Here is a 23,523-nt window from a genome sequence, read left to right as displayed (position 1 = left end):
ATGCGCCGCATTGTTGCCGCCAGCCTGAGGTTCCGCTCCATCATCCTGGCACTGGCGGCGGTGCTAATGGTGGTGGGCGGAGCACAGCTGAGCACGGCATCCGTAGACGTGTTCCCGGAGTTCGCTCCGCCACGCGTCGAGATTCAGACGGCATGCCTTGGCTTGACGGCGTCTGAAGTCGAACAACTGGTCACGGTGCCGCTCGAAGACGCATTCAACGGCGTGGAAGGGCTGTCCGAACTACGGTCCAAGTCTGTTGCGCAGTTGTCCTCGATCGTTCTGCTCTTCAAGCCGGGCACGGACCAACTGGCGGCGAGGCAGCTGGTATCCGAGAGGATGGCAACGGTCATCCCGACGCTCCCAACGTGGGCCGCACCTCCGGTGATGCTGCAGCCGCTTTCCTCGACGAGCCGTGTCATGAAGATCGGCCTGTCCTCGGACACGCGGTCACTCATCGAAATGTCGATGATCTCGTACTGGAACATCAGGGCGCACCTGCTTCGCGTGCCAGGCGTGGCCAATGTGGCCATTTGGGGCGAGCGCCTGCAGATGCTCCAAGTCCAGGCAGATCCAGCCCGTATGCAGGCGAAGAACGTCAGCCTTGAGTCAGTCATGACGGCGACATCCGAAGCCCTTGATTCCGGTTTGCTCAAGTACACACCGGGTGCCCTCTTTGGTACGGGTGGCGCCTTGGAAACGAGTAACCAGAGTCTCGGTATTCGTCACGTGCAGGCGATTACGAGCCCAGCTGACCTGGCCCAGGTCACCGTCGAGGAGCATCCGGATGGTGCGGTGAAACTCGGAGACGTAGCTGACGTCGTCGAAGACCACCAGCAGCTGATCGGCGACGCTGTGATCGACGGCGGCCCCGGCCTGATGCTGATCGTGGAAAAGCTCCCCTGGGGCAACACGCTGGAAGTGACCAAGGGCGTTGAACAGGCCTTGCAGGAACTGCAGCCCGGCCTGACCGGAATCAAAGTGGACACCACGCTGTTCCGGCCTGCCACGTTCATCGAGGAGTCCATTCACAACCTGAGCCTTGCGCTCCTGTTCGGCTGCCTCTTGGTGATCCTGGTGCTTGCCCTGTTCCTGTTCCAATGGCGCACGGCGTTCGTCAGCGTTGTGGCGATCCCGTTGTCCCTCGTGGCGGCAGGACTTGTGCTGTACCTGACAGGCGGAACTGTCAACACAATGGTGCTGGCCGGCCTGGTGATCGCGGTTGGGGTGGTTGTCGATGACGCGATCATCGACGTCGAGAACATCGTCAGGCGGCTCCGCAAGCACCGCGCGGAAGGAGACGGCGCGCTGACGGCGCGGGTGGTGGTGAATGCCTCCATCGAAGTCCGCGGACCGATCGTCTACGCAACCCTCATCATTATCGCCGCCACGGTGCCGATCTTCTTCCTGGATGGCCTCACCGGCGCGTTCTTCCGGCCTCTGGCGACCGCCTATACGCTGGCCGTGCTGGCATCGATGGTGGTAGCCCTGACGGTGACGCCGGCGCTCGCCTACATCTTCCTGCGCAACGCGCCGCTGGAGGACAAGGACCCGCCCGTGGTCCGCGTACTGAAGCGCTGGTACCACAAGGCGCTCCAGCCCGCTGTGAAACACCCGGTGCCCGGTTACGCAGCCGTCGGTGTGCTGGCCATCGCAGGCATCGTCACGGCACCGCTGCTGGGCCAGTCCCTGCTTCCCGACTTCAAAGAACGCGACTTCCTCATGCACTGGGTCACCCAACCTGGAACGTCCAACGCGGAAGAGGTGCGGGTCAGCCAGGCAGCCTGCAAGGAACTGATGTCGGTGGACGGCGTGCGCAATTGCGGCTCCCACATTGGCCAGGCATTCGCCGCCGACGAAGTGGTGGGGGTGAACTTCGGCGAAAACTGGATCAGCGTGGACCCGTCGGTGAACTACGACAAAACGCTGGCATCGATCCAGGGCATCGTGGAAGGTTATCCAGGCATCCACCGGGACGTGCAGACCTATCTTAAGGAACGCATTCGCGAGGTTCTGACCGGTACTGGCTACGCCGTCGTCGTCCGTGTCTACGGTGACGACCTGACTGAACTGCGGAAGCAGGCTGACAAGGTCAAGACAGTTTTGGCGGGTGTGCCAGGCGCAATCTCCCCCAAAGTGTCCCTCCAAGTGGACGTGCCGCAGATCGACGTGCAGGTGGACTTGGCCAAGGCCAACCAATATGGACTCAAGCCAGGCGATGTCCGGCGCGCGGCCGCTACCCTAATTTCGGGTGAGGAAGCCGGCGACATCTTCCGCGATGGCAAAGCCTACGACGTTCAGGTGTGGAGTGCCCCGGCCATCCGGACCAGTGTCAGCAGCGTCGAAAACCTCCCAATCGACACCCCATCCGGCCAACGGATCCGCGTCGGGGATGTTGCCTCGGTCAAGATCAACCCGACGCCGAACGTCATTGAGCGCACTGCTGGATCCCGACGGATCGACGTCAGTGCCAACGTCAAGGAAGGCGACCTGGCCGCCGTCGTCGACAAGCTCAAGTCGGGGCTCCAGACGATCCAGTTCCCAGTGGGCTATCACGCCGATGTCCTCGGTGAGTACGCCGAACGCCAGGCTGCATCCCAGCGACTGATGATCTTCTCTGTTGCAGCGGTGATCGTCATCTACCTGCTGCTGCAGGCAGCATTCCGCAGCTGGCGATTGGCCACGCTCATCATGCTGACGCTCCCTGTGGCCCTCGTGGGTGGTGTGCTCGCGGCCATGCTGGGCGGTGGCGTCCTCTCACTGGGCTCCCTGGTGGGATTCCTGACGGTGATGGGCATCGCTGCCCGCAATGGCATCTTGCTGGTGAACCACTGCCAGCACCTGGAGCAGTTCGAGGGTGAGGAATTCGGACATGCCCTGGTCATGCGCGGTGCGGCGGAGCGGCTCTCGCCCATCCTCATGACAACGCTGGCCACGGCGCTCGCCCTGGTGCCCCTGGTGGTTATGGGCAACATCCCGGGCCATGAGATCGAACACCCCATGGCGGTGGTAATCCTCGGTGGCCTGGCCTCGTCCACGCTGGTGAACCTGTTCATCGTGCCATCGCTGTACCTCAGGTTCACCAAGCCTCGGCAACGCCGACAGAACCGGCCAGAGCCCGAGCCTGTGCCAGCCTCCTGACCAGCTTCAAATACATCGAAAGGACTGTCCAATGTTCCCTCGACGGCGCCGGGTCACAGCCGGCACATCGACCCTGTTGCTGGTGCTGGGTTCGTTGACGCTGGCGACGGCGGCCCCCGCCGCTGCTGCACCGGCGCCAGCCGAGCTCTGTGGCCCCGGCTCCGCGATCAACTACAACCGCTCAGACTTCATTCAGCCCACGCAAATCACCAATCCGTGGCTCACCCTGAAGCCCGGGATGCAGTTCACCACAACCGGAACGGTAACGGATGTGGACGGCGTCCATCCCCACTCCGTGGTGCACACAGTAACGGGCCTGACCAAGGTGATTGACGGCGTTACTACCCGGGTTCTGTGGGACCGCGACTACCAGGACGGTCAACTCCAGGAATCCGAACTCGCCTTCTTCGCGCAGGACCGCCGAGGCTCGGTGTGGCTGTTTGGCGAATATCCCGAGGAGTATGAGAACGGACAGCTCTTGGGGGCACCGAGTACGTTCATCCACGGGCTCGCCAGGGCCCAGGCTGGCTATGCCATGCAGGGATCGCCGCATCGCAACACACCAGCCTATGTTCAGGCGTACGCTCCAAACGTAAACTTCCTCGATTGCGGCGACGTCCTGTACAAGCACCTGCGTGTGTGTGTTCCCACCGGCTGCTACGACGACGTCATGGTGATCGATGAGTTCAACCCGTTGGATCCGCCCAGTGCGGGCCAGCAGAGGAAGTATTACTCCGCCGGCACGGGACTGATCAAGATCACGGCGGTCGGCGGGGACTCCCAGGAGTTCATGGACCTGGTAAAGATCCGGACATTGAGCGCGTCCGAGATTAATTCCATCAACAACCAGGCCCTGGCCCAGGACGAGCGGGGATATCAGGTCAGCAAAAACGTCTATGCCAAGACTGCAAGGGCCCAGGTTCAGGTAGGAGGCGGCTCCTGACCGCCATCCCGTAGCCACGGGTGCCTTGACGACAGGCCTCCACTCCAGAGGGCGGGCGGTATTGACCGCCCGCCCTCCTTGGCGCAACCCTTGCGCAGACTGATCCGCAAGCTAGCGAACGTCGTCGTCGACCCACTCCATGGACTTCGTGACGGCCTTCTTCCACAGGCGCAGCTGGCGCTCCCGTTCCGCCACGTCCAGCTTGGGCTCCCAGCGTTTGTCCTCGCCCCAGTTCGCCGAAAGCTCATCGGTGTCCTTCCAAAAGCCAACGGCGAGACCTGCTGCGTATGCGGCTCCAAGCGCCGTCGTCTCCACCACCCTCGGGCGCACAACCGGGACGCCCAGGATGTCCGCCTGGAACTGCATGAGGGCCTCATTGGCGACCATTCCGCCGTCGACCTTTAGCTCTGTGAGGGGGACGCCGGAGTCCGCGTTGACAGCATCCAGGACCTCGCGGGTCTGGAACGCCGTCGCCTCCAGCGCGGCACGAGCGATGTGCCCCTTGTTGGCGAACCTCGTCAAGCCCACAATCGCACCGCGTGCGTCAGCCCGCCAATAGGGCGCAAACAGGCCGGAGAAGGCTGGCACGATGTAGACGCCACCATTGTCCGGAACCGAGTCGGCCAGCACCTCCACTTCCGGCGCTGAGGAAATCATGCCCAGGTTGTCGCGAAGCCACTGAATCAGCGAGCCCGTCACAGCGATGGAGCCCTCCAGGGCATAGTGCGGCTTTTCGTCACCGAGTTTGTAGCCAACGGTTGTCAACAAACCGTTCTTGGAATGCACAATCTCTTCGCCTGTATTGAAAATCAGGAAGCAACCGGTGCCGTACGTGTTCTTCGCCTCCCCGGACGCGAACGCAGCCTGGCCGAAGGTCGCGGCCTGCTGGTCGCCTAAAATCCCTGCCACGGGCACTTCCCGAAGCAACTGCGATGAACGGACTCGCCCATAGATCTCGGATGAGCACCTGATCGCAGGCATCATGGAGGCCGGCACACCGAAGGCGTCAAGGATCTCCCGGTCCCAGCTGAGTGTCTCCAGGTCCATAAACATGGTCCTGGAGGCATTCGTGACATCGGTCACGTGCACACCGCCTTCGACTCCGCCGGTCAAGTTCCACAGGACCCAGGAGTCCGTGTTGCCGAACAGAAGGTCGCCGGCCTCGGCCCGCGTACGGGCGCTGGCCACGTTGTCCAGGATCCACTTGATTTTTGTGCCGGAGAAGTAGGTCGCAAGAGGCAGGCCCACTTTTTCCTTGAAGCGGTCCAGGCCGCCGTCGAGGGCCAGTTCATCAACTATGGGCTGGGTGCGGGTGTCCTGCCACACGATGGCGTTGTAGACCGGCTCGCCGGTCCTTTTGTCCCAGACGACCGCCGTCTCGCGCTGGTTGGTGATTCCGACGGCGGCAATATCGTGCCGCGTCAGGTTTGCCTTGGAAAGCGCCGCGCCAATGACCTCCCGGGTGTTGGCCCAGATCTCCATGGGGTCGTGCTCCACCCAGCCCGCCTGCGGGAAGATCTGCCGGTGCTCCAACTGACCTGTGGAAACGATGCTCCCCGAGTGGTCAAACACAATGGCGCGGGTACTGGTGGTTCCCTGGTCAATCGCGATTACGTACTGGGGCATGGTGACGTCCTTGTCTCAATGAAGATGTCCTGTGATCAAGTTACCGTTAGGCCAAAACTGCTTGGCTACAAGACGAGGCTAGGGACCTTCACGCCATGGAACCGCTTCAGCACATCCATTGCGTTCTGAATTTCCGCACGGCGCATCGCTTCATCCCAACCGAGATGGGGTGCCAGGATTTCCGCAACTTCGTTCAACAGTTCGCCGGTCACGAGTCCTCGGAAAGCCAGGGCGGTCCGGCGGATAAGCACATCCACCAAGTGGCCGACCTGTTCGTACCGGGCCATGTATTCGAGTTCCCTGACACTGAGCTCGTGAGTGGAGCGCAGAAGTTCGTCGACGCCATCAGCGAGGAATGCGATCACGCCCTCGGCCTTGGTGCCGTACCTCTCGAGGAGGCCGGTCACCCGATCCGCGTTCAGGGCGGGCGTCATGTGCCCCTTGATCCAGGCCTGTACTTCCTGCTCCGTGGCAGGGAAGCCGGCGCCCCCGCCAATAGCGAGGTTCGCCGTCGAAACAGCGCGACGGTGGCCCAGTTCGGCCAACACCTCATTGCCAAGGTGCTCCGCAAGGGCGCGGAAGGTGGTCCACTTTCCACCCACCAGCGAAAGTACGACGCCGGGCCGACCACCAGCCGCCGACTCACCGCGCTCGATACGGTAGTCGCGGGAAATGAAGCCTGGCTGGGCGTCGTCGTGGCGAGGCAGCGGCCGCACCCCGGCGAAGCTGTAGACGATGTGGTGGCGCCCTACCGGGATCGACGGGAAGACATGGCCTATCAGCTCAAAGAAGTAGTCCACTTCGGCTTCGGTGCACACAGCATCTTCCGCCGCGTTGGCCCGGACGTCGGTTGTGCCAACCAGGACCCGGTCGCCAATGGGATAAATCAGGACTACGCGGCCGTCGGTGTGTTCAAAGAAGATCTCGCGGCCCTGACACGCCTCAAGGAGTTCAGGGTGGTCCAGCACAACGTGGGATCCTTTGGTGCCGCCCATAAACGAGCTGGGTGAACCCATCGCGGAGTTGGTGAGGTCTACCCAGGCTCCTGTGGTGTTCACCACAACGTCGGCTGCGAAGTCGAACTCCTCCCCAGTCAGTTCGTCGCGCAGTCGCACCCCCGAGGGGCTGCTGGAGACGGCGGACACATAGTTGCTTGCCCTGGCTGTGCCTCCGGAAAGGGCGCCCGTAGCTCCGGCCTGCTGCCCGTCCTGGAGGACATCCAGGGTAAGGCGCTCCGGGTTGTGCACTGACGCGTCAAAATACGTCGCGGCGTACTTAATGCCGGGGTTCAACCGGGGAAGTTCCTCCAGGGCATGGTCACGATTCCGGAACTGGTGCCGGGGAACGCTGCCGCCGTCCCGCGAGAAAAAGTCGTAGATCGAAAGGCCCAGCTTGATGAGGACCGCGCCGCGTTCCGTGGGTTTGCCTTTCCCGTGCGAAAGGAACCGCAGCGGGGCGGACAGGATTCCTGAAAACGTACTGAACACCGGAATGGTGGTCTGGAGCGGCTTCACGTAGTGGGGCGCGATCTTCAGCAGCCGGTTGCGTTCGACGACGGACTCCCGGACCAGGCGGAACTCGCCGTTCTCGAGGTAGCGGATGCCGCCGTGGATCATGTGGGAGGAAGCGCCGCTGGCGCCTTGGCAGTAGTCGCCACGCTCTACCAGTGCGACGTCCACGCCCTGCAGGGCAAGGTCGCGGAAAGTCCCGACCCCGTTGATGCCACCGCCAATGATCAGCACCTGTGCGGACGGACGGTCACGTAGGGATTGGGCCTCAGGGCGGAGGGACGGGGAAGCGTTCGGATTCTTTGGGTGTCCCAAGACAACTCCTTTGGGCTGGGGGCAAGGACTGCGAAAAGTGTCTTCACCCATTCTTCGAAGTTGTGGAAAATAGAGTCAAGCTATTTGCACAAACGTGCAGAATGGTTCTAAGTCCAGCCTCTTGCCGGGAAGGTGCCGCCATGCCGCGAACACGCCACTCAGACGCCCTGAGGGCCGCCCAGATGTACTACCTGCAGGACCTCACGATGGATGCAATCGCCCGTGAACTGAGGACATCGCGTTCAACGGTCTCCCGACTGCTGTCTTCCGCAAGGGAAAGCGGACTGGTCCAGATTGAAATCCGCAGCCCCCTTGACACAGCCCCTGAACTGGAGCGGCAGATAAGGAACGAGTACGACGTGGACGCCCACGTGGTTCCTATCCTGGACAGCTTAAACGAAGCGGAAGCCCTGGACCGAGTGGCCATGCAGGCCGCCCGGACGATCGGTCCCCTAGTGGATTCAAACGCCATCATTGGGCTCGCCTGGGGAGCCACGCTCAGCGCGGTGAGCCGGCATCTGACCCGCAAGATCACTCATGACAGCGTCGTTGTCCAACTCAATGGGGCGGGCAACATGCAAACAACCGGCATTGGCTATGCGAGCGACATCATGCGGCGCTTCGGCAACGCTTACGGGGCCCGGGTTGAGCAGTTCCCAGTGCCTGCGTTCTTCGACCATGCTTCAACAAAGACTGCCATGTGGCAGGAACGCAGCGTCCGACGCATCCTGGACCTTCAGGAACGCATGAGCATCGCCATCTTCGGCGTAGGCTCAGTCGATTCGGACTATCCGAGCCACGTCTACGCGGGCGGGTACCTGGACGAAAACGATCTGTCCGTCCTGGCCGCGTCTGGCGTTGTTGGCGACGTTGCCACGGTGTTCTTCCGTGCTGATGGCTCCTCGGACGGAATCACGTTGAACGAACGGTCCACCGGGCCCAGCCATGAGCAGCTCCGACAGGTCCGCCGTCGGATCTGCGTGGTGTCCGGAACGTCCAAGATCAACGGTTTGCGCGGAGCGCTGGCCGCGCGGCTCGCAACAGACTTGATCGTGGACGAAGCGACGGCGCGACGGCTGGTGAGTTTCGGCAACCCTATCTGAGGCGTGGGCAACAGAGTAGGTAGAGTCTTTCCTATGAAATCCTCGCCCCGGATAAGCCTCAACAATGGCGTGCATATCGACCAGCTTGGCTTCGGACTCTACAAAGTACCTGCCCGCGACGCCTCGGATCTGGTCGCCAATGCCCTCGGCGAGGGATACCGCCACTTTGACACCGCCGCGATGTACGGGAATGAAGCCGGTGTGGGACGCGGGATTGGTCGCGGAATTGACGGAGACGGTACTGGCAGCAGCGGAGGTTCAGGCGAGGCCATCCACGGCCTGTCCCGCGAAGATATCTTCGTTACCACCAAGGTTTGGAACGATGACCAGGGTTATGACAACACCCTGCGGGCCTTCGACACCTCCATGGCGAACCTGGGCCTGGATTACGTGGACCTTTACCTCATCCATTGGCCATGTGCCGGCCGGGGCCTGTTCCGCGACACTTACCGTGCCATGGAAACCCTCTACCGCGAAGGCAAGGTCCGGGCCATTGGCGTCTCAAACTTTCAGCCCGCCCACCTCGAAGAGCTGATGTCGGGGGCGGAGGTGGTGCCCGCCGTCAACCAGATCGAAATCCACCCATGGCTGCAGCAAGCCGGGCTACGGACACTGCACGACCAGCTCGGGATCAGGACTGAGGCGTGGAGCCCCCTGGGGCGCGGGCAGGTCCTGGAGGATCCGGCCATCAAGGACCTGTCGGCCGCCTACGGTCGCACTCCGGCACAGATCGTCATCCGCTGGCACCTCCAGCAAGGCAACATCGTCATCCCCAAGGCCAGCACACCCGGGCGGATCCGCGAAAACTTCAACGTCTTCGACTTTGAGATCTCAGCTGCGGATATGGAGGGCATCGCAGCCCTGGAACGCCACCACCGCACGGGATCGCATCCGGACAACGTTAACTAGGACCACCGCATGGATCATGTCGAAACCGCAGCCAGCCCTGAACCATCGGCGCCCAAGACCGGTGAGTTCCTCAGCAAGTCCCTCGGCGGCCGAACCAAGGCATCAGACGTGGACCTTGACGGCAGCAACGTCGCCTACTGGATCTACGAACCCTTACACGTCACCCGACACACCCGGACAATCCTGGTGATCCACGGTTTCCGCGGCGACCACCACGGCCTGCTCAGGGTTGTGGACCATCTTCCGGACATGCGGATCATCATGCCCGACCTCCCGGGCTTCGGCAGTTCGGAGTCGTTCGCCAGCGGCGGCCACACGGTCGAGCGCTATGGAGAATTCATCAGCAGCTTTATGTCGGCCCTGGGTCTGGGTGCGGATACCGTGTTGCTGGGCCACTCCTTTGGGTCGATCATCGCCAGCCACTTCGCTGCCGCCAATCCCGGAGCCGTCAATCCGCTCATCCTCATCAACCCCATCGCCGCCCCGGCTTTGGAGGGTTCCAAGGGGCTGATGACCAGATTGGCGGTCCTCTACTACCAGCTCTCCGCACGCCTGCCGCGCAGACTGGGCCTCGCCGTCCTCCGGAACCGTGCCATTGTGCGCATCATGAGCATCACAATGGCCAAGACCCGGGACCGCAATCTCAGGGCATTCATCCATGGCCAGCATGACGCATACTTCAGTGCATTTTCCGACCGCCGAAGCCTCCTGGAGGCATTCCGCGCGTCGGTCTCCGGCAATGTCGCCCAAGTGGCCCGGAACCTGCGCCTGCCTGTGCTGCTAATCGCCGGTGAGGACGACGAGATCGCGTCGCTGCCGGACCAGCGCAAGCTGCTGGAACTCCTTCCCGACGGCCGGCTCGACGTCATCCCTGGAGTCGGCCACCTCATCCACTACGAAACACCCGCTCCCGCGGCCGCCCACATCCGAAGCTTCCTGGAGGACCATCCCGCGTGAAACTCGTCATCGATGCCCGATTCACCCGGACGGACCACCACGACGGCATCAGCCGGTACGGTTCAAGCCTCATCGCTGCCACCGCCCGGATCGCGGATGTCACCATGCTGATCAGCGACCCGCGTCAACTCGCCCTGCTGCCGGATGTCCCATACGTCATGGTCAACAGCCCGCTGTCACCGCGTGAACTCTTCGTGGCGGGCAGAGTAAACAAGTTGGGCGCGGACGTAGTGGTCTGTCCCATGCAGACCATGGGTACTTGGGGACGCCGCTACGGCCTGGTCCTGACCCTGCACGACCTCATCTACTACGAGCACCCGCAGCCACCTGGCTTCCTGCCCGCGCCTGTCCGCCTTCTGTGGCGTCTCTACCACAAGGCATACTGGCCGCAGAGGCTGCTCCTGAACCGTGCGGACATAGTCGCCACGGTCAGCCGGACCACCGAAGCGCTCATGGCGAAGTACCGCTTGACCAAACGCCCCGTCCGGGTTGTGGGCAACGCCCCACAGCCCGGTCAGGAGCCGCGCGACCCCGCGGCAGGCGCCGATAAATCGCTGGTGTACATGGGCTCCTTCATGCCGTACAAAAATGTGGAGACGATGATCCGGGGAATGGCCGGTTTACCGGGCATTACGCTGCACCTCCTCAGCAGGATCACGCCCGCGCGGCGTGCGGAGCTTGAGGCGCTTATCCCTTCCGGGGCCATGGTGCAGTTCCACAACGGCGTCACGGACAGGGAGTATGTCCGGCTGCTCTCGCGGGCGACGGCCCTTGTCAGCCTGTCCCGGGCAGAGGGCTATGGACTGCCCCTGGTCGAGGCCATGTCCCTCGGCACACCGGTCATTGCCAGTGACATCCCAATTTTCCGTGAAATAGGCGGAGATGCCGTGAGCTTCGTCGACCCGGATTCGCCGGAGGACTTCGCAGCTGCCGTGCACCGCCTTGCGGACGCCGACCTTGGCGACTCCAGCGAGTGGGCTGCCAGTTCGCGCCTGTCAGTGGCCCGCGCCGCAGACTTCAATTGGGACGCCTCCGCAAAAGCCCTGGTGTCAGCCGCGGAGGAAGTCGTCGCAGCGCGTCAACGCCGCAAGCGCAATAGCTAAGGGCACCTCTTAGGCGAAGGCAAGCGGGCAGCCGGCGGCGTGAGTGCAAGCGCCTGCGCAGCGCTCCAGCGGTCGACTCCGGGGATGTCGACCGGTAGAGGACGTCGACCGCTAGAGGACGTCGACGCCGTCGAGCCTCACCTGCACGGGACCGGCGGCCCGCTTCGCGGCGGTGGCCGCCTTTAGGGCGCGCAACGCCGCTGTCGCCTGCGCCGCCTGCCCATAGGGAATAAAGAGGAGCGTCCGTACCTGTCGTGACCGCGACGAGCCGAACGGCGCTGTGGTCCCCGCAGCTGCCTGGCTTTCAGTGCCCATGTCCACTGGCGTGGGTCCCGCCGTGCGCAGGGCCACCTTCTCCGTCACCGCTGCGGTGAGGTGCTCGACGTCGGCCCTCTCGCCGGTGAGCGAGGCGATCCGTACCGCCGGCGGAAGCCCGAGCTCCTGCCGAAGGGACAACTCGCGCGCGGCAAAACCGGCACTGTCCCATCGAACCAAAGCACCGGTCGAAACGGAATCGTCAGCCGTGATGACCACAAGTCCACCTTCATTGGCGGGCCGGACCAGCGCCGCGGCGTTGAACCAGCGACGAACCGAGTCCTCCGCAGCACGCAGGTTTTCCCTCCTCAGAAGGGAGTTCCCGTCCAGCAACAGGGCTGCCGCGTAGCCCGTGGGGGCCACAGGCTCCGCTCCCACCGTTGCCACCACCAAGGCCGGCTTGTCCTGAACGACGGCCTTGACCTGGTCCCGCGAGGAGGTCACCACAGTGGTGCCGGGAAAGGCCCTGCCCAGCTCCTCGGCGGTCCGCAGGGCGCCTACGACTCCGCGGCGCAGCCGGGTCCCACCGCAATGGCGGCAGCTCCACTCCGGGGCAGGCGTGGCGCACCACCGGCATTGCGGGATGGCTGTGCTTCCTTCAGCCCCGCCCAAGGCGAGCGGACCTTGGCACTGTGGGCATCGGGCTGGCTCCCGACACCTCTCACAGGCCAAAGATGGCGCGTAGCCCGCCCGTGCAACCTGGACTAGTACCGGACCATGCTCAAGACCGTTGCGGGCCGCCCGCCACGCTGCGCCTGGCAGGCGTGCGATACGGGCCAGCGGGTCGCGTTCCTGCTCAAAGCTGTCCGCGGTGCTGACCACGCGCGGTGCCCGCTGCCTGACGATGGCACGCGGTGCCTCGATGGCTACGGCCCAGCCACTCTCCACGAGACGCTGCAACTCCGTGCTGCGGCTGTGTGCCGCAAAGAGGCAGGCGGCGTCCTCCTGAGTCGATCGCAGGAGGAGTACCTCCCTGCTGTGCGCGTAGGGCGCGCGCTGGTCAATGTGAAGGTCGTCGCCATCGTCCCAGCACACAACCAAGCCGAGATCCTTCACCGGAGCGTATGCAGCAGACCGAGTGCCCACTGCGACTCGAGCGGAACCGCTCAGCAGCCGCAGGTAGCTTCGATAGCGCGGTGTGGGCCCGTCGTCTGCCGTGAGCCTGGCGATGTCCTCGGCCGGTAGAACGGCCGCCAGCGCCTGCTCCATTCTGTCCAGATCCCGATAGTCCGGAACCACCACAACGGCTCCCCTGCCGGATGCCCTTACTGCCGCCACGGCTCCGGCAATCAGCTCAGGCCAGGCTTCCCCGCCGTAGCCGCGAAGGGCGGACACTACGGCGCGGGGCGATTCGCGCTGTGCCAACCTGCCTAGGAAAGCGTGCCCACTGACGTATGGGTTCCACGCCGGAAACTCCAAGGAGCTTAGCGCTCCGGGCATGCCGCCCCCTGGCGCCGAGGCCCGCTGCTCAGCAACTTCCTGGTCTGTGAACTGGTCCAGGTAGTCCTTCTCCAAGCGGGCGACGCGGGGAGGTATGGCAGTGCGGAGCACGTCACTGAGGGTTCCCGCGTAGCGTGCCGACACCGCGTCGGCCAACTCCAGTACCGCCGGGGTCAGCACGCGAACCGCAGACACCACCTTATGGAGTGGAGTGAGTTCGTGCGCCGTGTCGGATTCTGCTGCGCGTTCCAGGATGAAGCCGTTCAACTCCTGTCCGCTGAAGCGCACCTTGACGCGCACACCCGGCTGGGCCTCAACGTCCAGGTCCCGCGGCACGCTGTAGTCGAAGGGACGATCCAGATGCGGCAGCGGCGATTCGAGCAGGACTTTGGCTACCGGAAGATCCGCGGTCAATGCGGGCCCCCTGCGGTCAACCTGCTTGGCTGGAAAGCCCTGAAGCAGTGACGGCTGAACGCCCTCAGACGGCATAACCAAGCCCTAGGAACGCCATCAAGGTTCGCGACGCCACCCCCGTGAGGGACGGCATGTACTTATTCACTGGAAACCCCATGCCCCCATCCAAGCAGGGCACACCGACACTCTGCCCGGACCCCGGAAGAGTAGACCCCGGAAGACCGAACCCCGGAAGACTAGGCGTTGAAGTACTCCTTGAGTTCATCAACACGGTCCAGGCGCTCCCACGTGAAGTCCGGCTCGTCCCGGCCGAAGTGGCCGTGGGCCGCGGTCTTGGCGTAGATCGGACGCTTCAAGTCCAGGGCGTCGATAATCGCCCGCGGACGCAGGTCGAAGATTTCGTCGATTGCGTTGCTGATCCGGGCCGGGTCCACCGTTTCCGTACCGAAAGTCTCGACGTAGATGCCCACGGGCCGGGCCTTGCCAATGGCATACGCGATTTGGATTTCGGCGCGGCGTGCCAGTCCAGCGGCCACGACGTTCTTCGCAACCCAGCGCATGGCATAGGCCGCGGAACGGTCCACCTTGGACGGGTCCTTGCCGGAGAAAGCTCCACCGCCGTGCCGGGCAAAGCCGCCATACGTGTCAACGATGATCTTCCGGCCGGTCAGGCCGGCGTCGCCAACAGGACCGCCAATAACAAAGGGGCCCGCCGGGTTGAGAATGTTGATGGCCCGGGAGATATCCAGGTCAGATGCTGCCAGTACGGGCTTGATAACGTGCTCGGCAAGGTCAGCCCTGAGAACATCGAGGTGAACGCCTTCGGCATGCTGGCTGGAGATCACAACGGTCTCCACGGACACCGGACGGTCACGGTCGTATCCCACCGTAACCTGGGTCTTGCCGTCCGGCCGAAGGTAGTCCAGTTCCCCGCTCTTGCGGATTTCCGTGAGCCGCTCGGACAGCCGGTGCGCCAGCCAGATGGGTGTGGGCATGTAGGAAGACGTCTCATCGCTGGCGTAGCCGAACATAATGCCCTGGTCGCCTGCGCCCTGGAGGTCGTAGTCGTCTTCCTGCTGACCCTCGCGGGCCTCCAGGGAGTTGAAGACGCCGCTGGCGATGTCATTGGACTGCTGCCCGATTGACACGGAAACGCCGCAACGGGCGCCGTCAAAACCGTTGGCAGAGGAGTCGTAGCCGATCCCGAGGATGGTTTCCCGAACAATCTGGGGAATCTCCACATAGGCGTCGGTTGTGACTTCACCAGCTACGTGCACCAGGCCGGTGGTGGCCATGGTTTCCACTGCAACGCGCGACTCGGGGTCGGCAGCAAGGAGGGCGTCAAGGATCGCGTCACTGATTTGGTCGCAGATCTTGTCGGGATGCCCCTCGGTGACCGACTCGGACGTGAAAAGCCGGAGTGCGGAATGCGGTACGTGGTGTTCGTGATACAGCGGTAAAGTCACTCGACTACCTTACTGGGTTGCGGGAGGGCTGCTTGCGCTCTGTGTCCCTGTACTAAGAAATCGTGCCGCTGCGGGCAGCGGACTGCTGAAGGCAGGAACCTACGGCTAGGCCGGAGGGACAACGCGGCTCAGTTCCGCGCCAATGCGGTCAATGACGGCAGCTGCCACGTCGGCCTTGGACCCCGATGCCGACTGTGGCTCCGCGCCACGCAGGGACAGGATGACCACGGAATTGTCGTCTTGGCCGAAGACACGCCCCACTCCTACGTGGTTGACAACCAGAAGGTCGCAGCCCTTCCGCTCCAGCTTGGCTTGGGCATGCTCCATGACGCCGCCTTCTTCATCACCGGTCTCAGCTGCAAAACCGACCAGCAATTGCTCCCCGCCCGAGGCATTCCTCGTGTCGACCAGCTCGTGAAGAATGTCCGGATTGCGTACCAGGCGCACCACGGGCGCCTCTTGGTCGTCGCGCTTTTTGATCTTGGTCCCGGACACTTCGGCTGGGCGGAAGTCCGCAACAGCGGCCGCCATAATAACGACGTCGGAGTCCGGCAGCGCTGCCAGCGCAGCGTCACGCAGTTCCAGCGCGGATTCAACACTGACAAGTTCGACGCCGGCCGGCGGTTCTACATCCATGTGCGCTGCCAGGAAACGCACCCTGGCTCCGGCCTCGAGCGCGGCTGCGGCGAGGGCAGCCCCCTGCTTTCCGGACGATCGGTTGCCGAGGAAACGGACGGGGTCCAGGGCCTCGCGCGTGCCGCCCGCCGAAATCGTGATGGTTCGGCCAGCCAAGGGCGTCGATCCGCTGGGCGCCGCAAGGAGCGTGTGATCCTGCACAGTCCCGGCTACGCCAGCAGCGCTGGCAAGGGCCAGGGCAGCGTCTCGGATCGCCTCAGGTTCCGGCAGGCGGCCTGGGCCAGAGTCAGGACCCGTAAGGCGGCCTGTGGCGGGCTCCAGCACGGTGGCTCCACGACTGCGCAACGTCTCCACATTGGCCTGCGTTGCGGCGTGTTGCCACATTTCCGTGTGCATTGCCGGGGCAAACAACACAGGTCCGCGGGCCATCAGGAGGGTTGTTGTGAGCAGATCGTCGGCTTGGCCGGTAGCTGCTTTGGCCAGCAAATCGGCAGTTGCCGGTGCCACAACTACGAGGTCCGCCTCGTGGCCCAGCCTGACGTGACGGACCTGTGGGACTTCGTCGAAGACGCTGTTGCTCACAGGGTGGCCGGACAGTGCCTCCCAGGTGGCGACGCCTACGAACTTTCCGGCCGCCTCCGTGGGAATGACCGTCACGTCATGGCCGGCCTCAGTAAAAAGCCGGAGGAGCGATGCCGCTTTATAGGCGGCGATCCCTCCCCCGACTCCTAGCACTATGCGCATGCGTCCTCCGCCTGAAGGCCGTTTGCCTACTCGGCGGCTTCCATCGGCTTGGAGACGAGCAGACCCTCGTTGATCTCGCGCAGGGCGATGGAGAGGGACTTTTCGTTCAGCTTGGTGTCGACCAGCGGGCCAACGTACTCAAAGAGTCCCTCGTGCAACTGCGCGTAGTATGCGTTGATCTGGCGGGCACGCTTGGCGCCGAAGATCACCAGTCCGTACTTCGAGTCGGCAGCCTCAAGCAGCGAGTCGATCGGCGGGTTGATGATGCCTTCAAGGTTCGTGGACACGAAATCTCCAAATTCTAGCGGGCCGACAAGTCCGGGCGGTTAGCTCCGGTGAGGGGTGAGCCCCATGAGTGAAACCAGTTCGTCCGCTGCCCGTCGCACGTCATCATTGATGACGGTGAAGTCGAACTCCGGTTCAGCGGCAAGTTCCAGTTTAGCGGTTTCCAGCCTGCGCTGCTGTTCGTCCGGGGTTTCGGTGCCCCTGCCCACCAGCCGGCGCACCATTTCCTCCCAGCTGGGCGGCGCCAGGAACACGAACCGGGCATCCGGAACTGCAGCCTTGACTTGGCGCGCACCTTGCAGGTCGATCTCCAGCAGCACAGAACGTCCCTCGGCTATGGCAGCATCAACAGTGCTTCGAAGCGTGCCGTAACGGTTGTGTCCGTGAACCACGGCCCATTCGAGCAATTCCCCTTGCTCGATCAGCCTGTCGAACTCCTCCGGTGACTTGAAATAGTAGTGGACGCCCTCGGTTTCACCGGGCCGCGGCGGGCGGGTTGTGGCTGACACTGAGAGCCAGACTTCGGGGTAGTTGTCGCGGATATAAGTGGATACAGTTCCCTTGCCCACCGCAGTGGGGCCAGCAAGGACTGTCAGTCCCGGATTCTTGCTCACGTATTCCTTCGGTGAGGTGCGCGCCGCAGACTGAACACATGCGGCTGCAACGGTAATTCCTTACTTGTCGTCTACAAAATCTATCAGCGCCCGTGCCTGGTGGACTCCCAGCCCACGCACCCTGCGGGACGCGGCGATGCCAATTTCCTTCATGATGGCGGCAGCCCGTACTGGTCCCACTCCCGGAAGCGCTTCCAGGAGATCAACAATCCTCAGTCGGGCAATCGCCGAATCTTCTGCTCCGGCCTTGATGATCTCGGCAATGCTGGCTTCGCCGCTCTTGATCCTGGCCTTTGCCTCGGCACGAACGGCACGTGCTTGTGCCGCTTTCAGCAAGGCGTCGGAACGTTCCTGTTGTGTCAAGGCTCTAAGGCTCACGCGTGCACCCCCTCACGCCGGCCTGCGGGCCGGCCCCAATCCGATTGCTCCCGAAACTACCCGCAGGTTGACGCCAAAGCAATGCAGTGTGCAATGCGCGGCTGGGGTAAGGAACAGGCCGTGCAAGCGGGCAACTCGCCGCACGGCCTGTTTGCGAAGAAGTGTTTCAGCCCCCCAGAAGCTCCCCAAGTGTTTCCTCGGTGGCGCGGCGCAGTCCTGCGATCTGTGGTCCGGCTGCCAGGATGCCCCGGCTTGAAGTACCCAGGACAAGCGGGTAGGCCGAACCAAAGGTGCGGCGGAGGTCGGCCGGAGTGGCGCCTTGTGCACCTAGCCCCGGCGCCAGAATTGGTCCGCGCACCGCCTCAAGGTCCAGCCCCAAATCATCCAGGGCCGATCCAATGGTGGCACCGACTACCAAGCCGACCGACCCCATAGCCCCGTCGTATCGTCGGTTCTCCTCCCTGGCGGCGGCAATGATCCTGCCCGCCACGGAGTCACTGCCGCCAACGTGCTGTACGGACTTGCCTTCCGGGTTGGAGGTCAGGGCCAGCACGAACACGCCCCTGCCGTGGGCTGCGGCAAGGTCAAGGGCGGGCCGAAGCGACTCGAAGCCGAGGTAGGGGCTAAGCGTCACCGAATCAGCTGCGAGGGACGAGCCATCGCGCAGCCATGCATCCGCATAGGCGGCCATGGTTGAGCCAATGTCGCCTCGCTTCGCATCGGCGATGGTCAGGACTCCTGCCTCCGCTGCCGCAGCAAGTGTCCGCTCAAGGACGGCCATACCGGCCGAGCCATGCCGCTCGTACAGCGCCACCTGCGGCTTCACGGCGGCAGCGAGGGAAGCCACGGCCTCCACCACCGTGAGCGAGAAACGCTCCAGACCCGCGGCGTCGTCGTTCAGTTCCCAAGCGGCAAGGAGGCCGGGGTGCGGGTCGATCCCGACGCACAGCGGGCCCCGCGAGGCCATGGCCGAGGCCAGTCGGGAACCGAACGATTCCCGACCGGCTGCAACGGAGAAGGCGGTTTCGGAAGATTCCGCCTCAGGCATTGGCCGCTTCCTTCGCGGAGTTAGTGGCGGCCAGCAGGGCTGCGGCATGTTCCTGCAGGCTGGTCACGGACCACTGGTAGGTCCGAAGGGCTTCAATTGCCTGGACTGCGGCGTTGAATTCCGCAACCGTGGTGATGCAGGGGATGCCAATGGACGTCGCCGCTGCACGCAGCTCATAACCGTCGCCGCGCGCCTCGCCGCCTGACGGGGTGTTGAACACCATATCGATTTCGCCGGCGACGACGAGGTCGGCAATGGTGCCCTCCCCTTCCGCGCTGGTGCCCTCAGCCACCTTGCGGACGGGCGTTGCCTGAATGCCGTTGCGGCGCAGCACGTCGGCGGTACCGCCGGTGGAGACAATCTCGAAGCCGAGGTCGGAAAGCCGCTTGACGCCCATGATCACGCTTCGCTTGTCCCGGTTGGCCACGGAAACGAAGATCTTGCCCTCGGTGGGCAAGGCATTGTTGGCCCCGGCCTGGCTCTTGGCGAACGCCGTGTCGAAGTGCTTGTCGATCCCCATAACCTCGCCGGTGGAGCGCATCTCGGGGCCGAGCAGGGAGTCGACAACCTTGCCCTCCAGTGTGCGGAAACGGCTGAACGGCAGCACAGCCTCTTTGACCGCCACGGGAGCATCCAGCGGCAAGGTGGAACCGTCGCCCGTCTCCGGCAACATCTTGTAGGCGCTGCGCAGCTGGTTGATCGTAACGCCCGTGCCGATCAGGGCAGCAGCCTTGGCCATCTGCACGCCGGTGGCCTTGGAGACGAATGGCACCGTACGGGACGCCCGCGGGTTTGCCTCGAGGACGTACAGGACATCGGAAGCCAGCGCGAACTGGATGTTGATGAGGCCGCGCACACCGACGCCTTCGGCGATGGCACGCGTGGCAGTGCGGACCCGCTCAATGACGTTGGCGCCCAAGGTGATCGGGGGCAGGACGCAGGCGGAGTCGCCGGAGTGTACGCCGGCTTCCTCGATGTGCTCCATAATGCCGCCGAGGTACAGATCCGTGCCGTCGTAAAGGGCGTCGACGTCAATTTCGACGGCGTCTTCCAGGAAACGGTCGATCAGCACCGGGTGGTCCGGAGTGATTTCCGTGGCGTTGGCGATGTACCGCGACAGGTTGGCCTCGTCGTAGACGATTTCCATACCCCGCCCGCCCAAAACGTAGGACGGACGAACCAGGACCGGGTAGCCGATCTCGTCGGCGATCTTCTTGGCATCCTCAAACGAAACAGCGGTGCCGTTCTTCGGGGAGGTCAGTCCGGCCTCGTCCAGGACACGGGCGAAAGCGCCGCGGTGTTCAGCGAGGTCGATCGCCTCGGGGGACGTACCCAGGATCGGCACTCCCGCATCAGCCAACTGCTGGGCCAATTTGAGCGGCGTCTGGCCCCCGAGCTGAACGAATACGCCCATCACGCCGCCCGTGCGTTCCTCCGCCGCGATGACTTCGAGGACATCCTCCAGGGTCAGCGGTTCGAAGTAGAGGCGAGTGGAGACGTCATAGTCCGTGGAGACGGTTTCCGGGTTGCAGTTGACCATAACGGTCTCGTACCCGGCCTTCCGCAGCGCCATGGAAGCGTGCACGCACGAGTAGTCGAACTCGATGCCCTGGCCGATACGGTTGGGGCCGGAGCCGAGAATGATGATGGACGGCTTGGCGTGCAGGCCAACCTCGTCCTCCTCGTCGTAGGCCGAGTAGTGGTACGGCGTGTAGGCCGCGAATTCTGCCGCGCAGGTGTCCACAGTCTTGTAGACGGGCCGGATCCCCAGCGCCTGGCGGACACCGCGGACAACAGCCTCGGGGTTGTGCGTGAGGGCACCGATCTGTTCATCGGAGAAACCGTGGCGCTTTGCATTGCGGAGCATGTCCGGAGTCAGGGCCCCGGCCTTCCGGATTTCATGTGCCGTCTCGTTGAGCAACTGCAGCTGGTCCAGGAACCACGGGTCGATGCCCGTTGCCGCGTACAGTTCCTCGACGCTGGCCCCGCCCAACAGGGCACGCTGCACCTGGTGCAGGCGGTCCGTCGTCGGCCGCTTGGCCTTCTCTACCAGCTCCGGCACTTCCCATTCAGGGACCGGGCTGAAGTCGAGCTGCGAGCCCTTCTGCTCAAGCGAACGGAGGGCCTTCTGCAGCGCCTCGGTGAAGTTGCGGCCCATCGCCATCGCTTCGCCCACGGACTTCATGGTGGTGGTCAGCGTCGGGTCGGCTGCCGGGAACTTCTCGAATGCGAAGCGCGGCACCTTGACCACCACGTAGTCGAGTGTGGGCTCGAAGGAAGCCGGGGTCTTCTGCGTGATGTCGTTGGGGATTTCGTCCAGCGTGTAGCCAAGCGACAGCTTCGTGGCGATCTTGGCGATGGCGAAGCCGGTTGCCTTGGAGGCCAGCGCCGAGGAGCGGGACACGCGGGGGTTCATTTCGATGACGACGACGCGTCCCGTCTTCGGGTCGACGGCGAACTGGATGTTGCAGCCACCCGTGTCGACGCCAACTTCGCGGATCACGGCAATGGCTACGTCGCGAAGCTTCTGGTACTCGCGGTCGGTAAGGGTCAGGGCGGGAGCCACTGTGATGGAGTCGCCCGTGTGCACGCCCACCGGATCGAAGTTCTCGATGGAACAGACAACCACCACGTTGTCGTTTTTGTCCCGCATCATCTCCAGCTCGTATTCCTTCCAGCCGAGGATGCTCTCTTCGAGGAGCACCTCGGTGGTGGGGCTGTACTGGAGGCCCTGGCCAACGATCCGCCGCAGGTCTTCCTCGTTGTAGGCCAGCCCGGAACCCAGGCCACCCATGGTGAAGGACGGGCGGACCACCATCGGGTAGCCGAGCTCGCCGGCGGCTGCAAGGGCCTCGTCCATGGTGTGGATGATGTGGCTGCGCGCGGACTCCGCCCCGCAGCGTTCCACCACACCCTTGAATTTCTCCCGGTCTTCGCCCAGTTCGATGGCCGCGATGTTGGCGCCGATGAGCTCGACGTTGTACTTCTCCAGGACACCGTTCTTGTCCAGGGCGATCGCGGTGTTGAGCGCGGTCTGGCCGCCCAGCGTGGGGAGCACCGCGTCGGGACGCTCCTTGGCGATGATTTTCTCCACCACCTCAGGGGTGATGGGTTCAACATAGGTAGCGTCGGCGAACTCGGGGTCGGTCATGATGGTGGCCGGGTTGGAGTTCACCAGGATGACACGGAGGCCCTCCTCCTTGAGGACGCGAAGGGCCTGCGTCCCCGAATAGTCGAACTCGGCTGCCTGGCCGATGACAATCGGGCCGGAACCGATGACCAGGACGCTTTTAAGGTCTGTACGTTTGGGCATTAGTTCTCGTCCTCGGTGTTGTTGTCGTTAGTGTTCTGGGATGCCTCTGCCGGGTGTTTGGCGTCCACTGGTTCCTTGGAAAGGTTGGCAGTCTGGCCGTCCCTGGTGCCCGCCATCAGCTCAATGAAGCGGTCGAACAGGTACGCGGCGTCGTGCGGACCCGCCGCGGCCTCTGGGTGGTATTGGACGGAAAACGCCGGGATGTCCAGGCAGGCGAGGCCCTCGACGACGTCGTCATTGAGGCTCACGTGGCTGACTTCCACCCGGCCGAAACGCTCTTCAGGAGCCACGGTGGCGCCGTCCATCGGGGCGTCCACGGCGAAGCCGTGGTTCTGTGAAGTGATCTCCACCTTGCCCGTACGGCGGTCCATCACTGGCTGGTTGATGCCGCGATGTCCGTACTTGAGCTTGTAAGTGCCGAACCCGAGTGCCCGGCCCAGGATCTGGTTACCGAAGCAAATACCGAAATACGGCAGTTTCTCGTCCAGCACGGAGCGCAGGAGCTTGACCTGGGCGTCGGCCGTGGCCGGGTCGCCGGGTCCGTTGGACATAAAGAAGCCGTCCGGGTTGACCGCTTTCACATCGTCCAGCGTGGCAGTGGCAGGCAGCACGTGGACCCGAACGCCGCGCTCGGCGAACCGGACCGGGGTCATGGCCTTGATTCCAAGGTCGATGGCGGCGATGGTGAACTTCGGTTCGCCTTCCCAGCCGTGGTCGGAAGGCTCCACGACGTAGGCTTCGTCGATGCTGACCTCCTCGGCCAGGCGGGCACCTTCCATCGGGGCGCTGGCCCGGACTGCGGCAAGCAATTCCTTCTCCGGGGCGGCCGCGGCGTCGCCCGAGAAGATGCCGGCTCGCATGGTCTTGTTCTCGCGGAGGTGCCGGGTGATGGCGCGGGTGTCCACTCCCTGAATGCCCACGATGCCCTGTTCGACGAGTTCTGAGTCCAGGGACCGCTCTGAGCGCCAGTTCGAGGGGCGGCGGGCGGCGTCGCGAACGATGTAGCCGGCTACCCAGATGCGGCGGGACTCGGCGTCCTCACTGTTGACGCCGGTGTTACCGATGTGCGGGGCAGTCTGCACGACCAGCTGACGGGCGTAGGAAGGGTCCGTGATGGTCTCCTGGTAGCCGGTCATTCCGGTGGCGAAGACCGCTTCACCAAGCGCCGTACCCGTGGCGCCGTAGCTGCGCCCACGGAAGACGCGGCCGTCTTCGAGCACCAGCACTGCTGCGCTGGACGTTGCTGTCGTCTGAGGTGTAGTCACTTT

General features: G+C 63.7%; 17 protein-coding genes. 6 read left to right on the top strand and 11 right to left on the bottom strand.

Annotated features, from left to right (window positions below; genetic code table 11):
- On the top strand, positions 1-3,138 hold the full coding sequence (locus tag LD110_RS00945) for an efflux RND transporter permease subunit (RefSeq protein WP_225495696.1): 3,138 nt from the start codon (positions 1-3) through the stop codon (positions 3,136-3,138).
- Positions 3,139-3,169: 31 nt separating this feature from the next.
- Positions 3,170-4,081, top strand: a complete 912-nt coding sequence (locus tag LD110_RS00940; protein WP_225495694.1) for a hypothetical protein — start codon at positions 3,170-3,172, stop codon at positions 4,079-4,081.
- A gap of 111 nt (positions 4,082-4,192) precedes the next feature.
- Here LD110_RS00940 and glpK read toward each other — a convergent pair whose 3' ends face one another.
- Together glpK and LD110_RS00930 are read right to left on the bottom strand one after the other, a co-directional pair.
- A complete protein-coding gene (gene glpK / locus LD110_RS00935) occupies positions 4,193-5,707 on the bottom strand; it encodes a glycerol kinase GlpK (RefSeq protein ID WP_225495693.1) in 1,515 nt (504 codons plus the stop codon).
- 65 nt (positions 5,708-5,772) lie between these two features.
- Complete coding sequence (locus tag LD110_RS00930; protein WP_374200290.1) at positions 5,773-7,581, bottom strand: glycerol-3-phosphate dehydrogenase/oxidase; 1,809 nt, start codon at positions 7,579-7,581, stop codon at positions 5,773-5,775.
- Between the two features lie 89 nt (positions 7,582-7,670).
- Here LD110_RS00930 and LD110_RS00925 point away from each other — a divergent pair, with 89 nt between their 5' ends.
- From LD110_RS00925 to LD110_RS00910, 4 genes are read left to right on the top strand one after another with little or no spacing between them, the layout of a single operon-like run.
- Positions 7,671-8,633 (top strand): sugar-binding transcriptional regulator, encoded by a 963-nt coding sequence (locus LD110_RS00925; protein ID WP_225495691.1) that lies wholly within the window; start codon positions 7,671-7,673, stop codon positions 8,631-8,633.
- 33 nt (positions 8,634-8,666) lie between these two features.
- Complete coding sequence (locus LD110_RS00920; protein ID WP_225495690.1) at positions 8,667-9,542, top strand: aldo/keto reductase; 876 nt, start codon at positions 8,667-8,669, stop codon at positions 9,540-9,542.
- Positions 9,543-9,551: 9 nt separating this feature from the next.
- Complete coding sequence (locus LD110_RS00915) at positions 9,552-10,499, top strand: alpha/beta fold hydrolase (protein ID WP_225495689.1); 948 nt, start codon at positions 9,552-9,554, stop codon at positions 10,497-10,499.
- Positions 10,496-11,602: a glycosyltransferase family 1 protein gene (locus LD110_RS00910; protein WP_225495688.1), complete on the top strand. Its 1,107-nt coding sequence runs from the start codon at positions 10,496-10,498 to the stop codon at positions 11,600-11,602. Before LD110_RS00915 ends, LD110_RS00910 begins: the two co-directional genes overlap by 4 nt.
- Before the next feature lie 111 nt (positions 11,603-11,713).
- On the opposite strand, the gene LD110_RS00905 is transcribed toward LD110_RS00910, so the two are convergent.
- From LD110_RS00905 to carA, 9 genes are all read right to left on the bottom strand, one after another.
- On the bottom strand, positions 11,714-13,846 hold the full coding sequence (locus tag LD110_RS00905) for a primosomal protein N' (RefSeq protein WP_225495687.1): 2,133 nt from the start codon (positions 13,844-13,846) through the stop codon (positions 11,714-11,716).
- 161 nt (positions 13,847-14,007) lie between these two features.
- Positions 14,008-15,237: a methionine adenosyltransferase gene (gene metK, locus LD110_RS00900; RefSeq protein WP_225495685.1), complete on the bottom strand. Its 1,230-nt coding sequence runs from the start codon at positions 15,235-15,237 to the stop codon at positions 14,008-14,010.
- Positions 15,238-15,342: 105 nt separating this feature from the next.
- A complete protein-coding gene (gene coaBC / locus LD110_RS00895; protein WP_225495683.1) occupies positions 15,343-16,617 on the bottom strand; it encodes a bifunctional phosphopantothenoylcysteine decarboxylase/phosphopantothenate--cysteine ligase CoaBC in 1,275 nt (424 codons plus the stop codon).
- A 26-nt stretch (positions 16,618-16,643) separates the two neighbouring features.
- Positions 16,644-16,904, bottom strand: coding sequence for a DNA-directed RNA polymerase subunit omega (rpoZ, locus tag LD110_RS00890; RefSeq protein WP_225495681.1), 261 nt, complete (start codon positions 16,902-16,904; stop codon positions 16,644-16,646).
- A 39-nt stretch (positions 16,905-16,943) separates the two neighbouring features.
- Positions 16,944-17,516 carry a guanylate kinase gene (gene gmk / locus LD110_RS00885; protein ID WP_225495679.1) on the bottom strand — a complete coding sequence of 191 codons (573 nt, stop codon included), beginning with the start codon at positions 17,514-17,516 and terminating at the stop codon, positions 16,944-16,946.
- Between the two features lie 60 nt (positions 17,517-17,576).
- Positions 17,577-17,894, bottom strand: a complete 318-nt coding sequence (mihF, locus tag LD110_RS00880; RefSeq protein WP_225495677.1) for an integration host factor, actinobacterial type — start codon at positions 17,892-17,894, stop codon at positions 17,577-17,579.
- A gap of 166 nt (positions 17,895-18,060) precedes the next feature.
- Entirely contained in the window at positions 18,061-18,942 is an 882-nt protein-coding gene (pyrF, locus tag LD110_RS00875) for an orotidine-5'-phosphate decarboxylase (protein ID WP_225495676.1), read from the bottom strand.
- Positions 18,935-22,255, bottom strand: a complete 3,321-nt coding sequence (carB, locus tag LD110_RS00870) for a carbamoyl-phosphate synthase large subunit (RefSeq protein WP_225495674.1) — start codon at positions 22,253-22,255, stop codon at positions 18,935-18,937. The genes pyrF and carB overlap by 8 nt, the downstream gene beginning before the upstream one ends.
- Positions 22,255-23,520 carry a glutamine-hydrolyzing carbamoyl-phosphate synthase small subunit gene (carA, locus tag LD110_RS00865; RefSeq protein ID WP_225495673.1) on the bottom strand — a complete coding sequence of 422 codons (1,266 nt, stop codon included), beginning with the start codon at positions 23,518-23,520 and terminating at the stop codon, positions 22,255-22,257. The genes carB and carA overlap by 1 nt, the downstream gene beginning before the upstream one ends.
- Positions 23,521-23,523 lie beyond the last annotated feature (3 nt).

The sequence above is a fragment of the Arthrobacter sp. M4 genome (genome assembly GCF_020251205.1).
In the GTDB taxonomy this organism is placed as follows: Bacteria; Actinomycetota; Actinomycetes; order Actinomycetales; family Micrococcaceae; genus Arthrobacter.
The sequence above is the reverse complement of the archived record's forward strand: the minus strand, read 5'-3'. Positions and strand labels throughout refer to the sequence as shown.

Bases quoted from the DNA above. Each gene is read 5' to 3' on its own strand.
- LD110_RS00915 (WP_225495689.1), top strand. From the start codon at position 9,552: ATGGATCATGTCGAAACCGCAGCCAGCCCTGAACCATCGGCGCCCAAG.
- LD110_RS00905 (WP_225495687.1), bottom strand. From the start codon at position 13,846: ATGCCGTCTGAGGGCGTTCAGCCGTCACTGCTTCAGGGCTTTCCAGCC.
- coaBC (WP_225495683.1), bottom strand. From the start codon at position 16,617: ATGCGCATAGTGCTAGGAGTCGGGGGAGGGATCGCCGCCTATAAAGCG.
- LD110_RS00940 (WP_225495694.1), top strand. From the start codon at position 3,170: ATGTTCCCTCGACGGCGCCGGGTCACAGCCGGCACATCGACCCTGTTG.
- carB (WP_225495674.1), bottom strand. From the start codon at position 22,255: ATGCCCAAACGTACAGACCTTAAAAGCGTCCTGGTCATCGGTTCCGGC.
- LD110_RS00945 (WP_225495696.1), top strand. From the start codon at position 1: ATGCGCCGCATTGTTGCCGCCAGCCTGAGGTTCCGCTCCATCATCCTG.
- pyrF (WP_225495676.1), bottom strand. From the start codon at position 18,942: ATGCCTGAGGCGGAATCTTCCGAAACCGCCTTCTCCGTTGCAGCCGGT.
- glpK (WP_225495693.1), bottom strand. From the start codon at position 5,707: ATGCCCCAGTACGTAATCGCGATTGACCAGGGAACCACCAGTACCCGC.
- LD110_RS00930 (WP_374200290.1), bottom strand. From the start codon at position 7,581: ATGGGTGAAGACACTTTTCGCAGTCCTTGCCCCCAGCCCAAAGGAGTT.
- LD110_RS00920 (WP_225495690.1), top strand. From the start codon at position 8,667: ATGAAATCCTCGCCCCGGATAAGCCTCAACAATGGCGTGCATATCGAC.
- LD110_RS00925 (WP_225495691.1), top strand. From the start codon at position 7,671: ATGCCGCGAACACGCCACTCAGACGCCCTGAGGGCCGCCCAGATGTAC.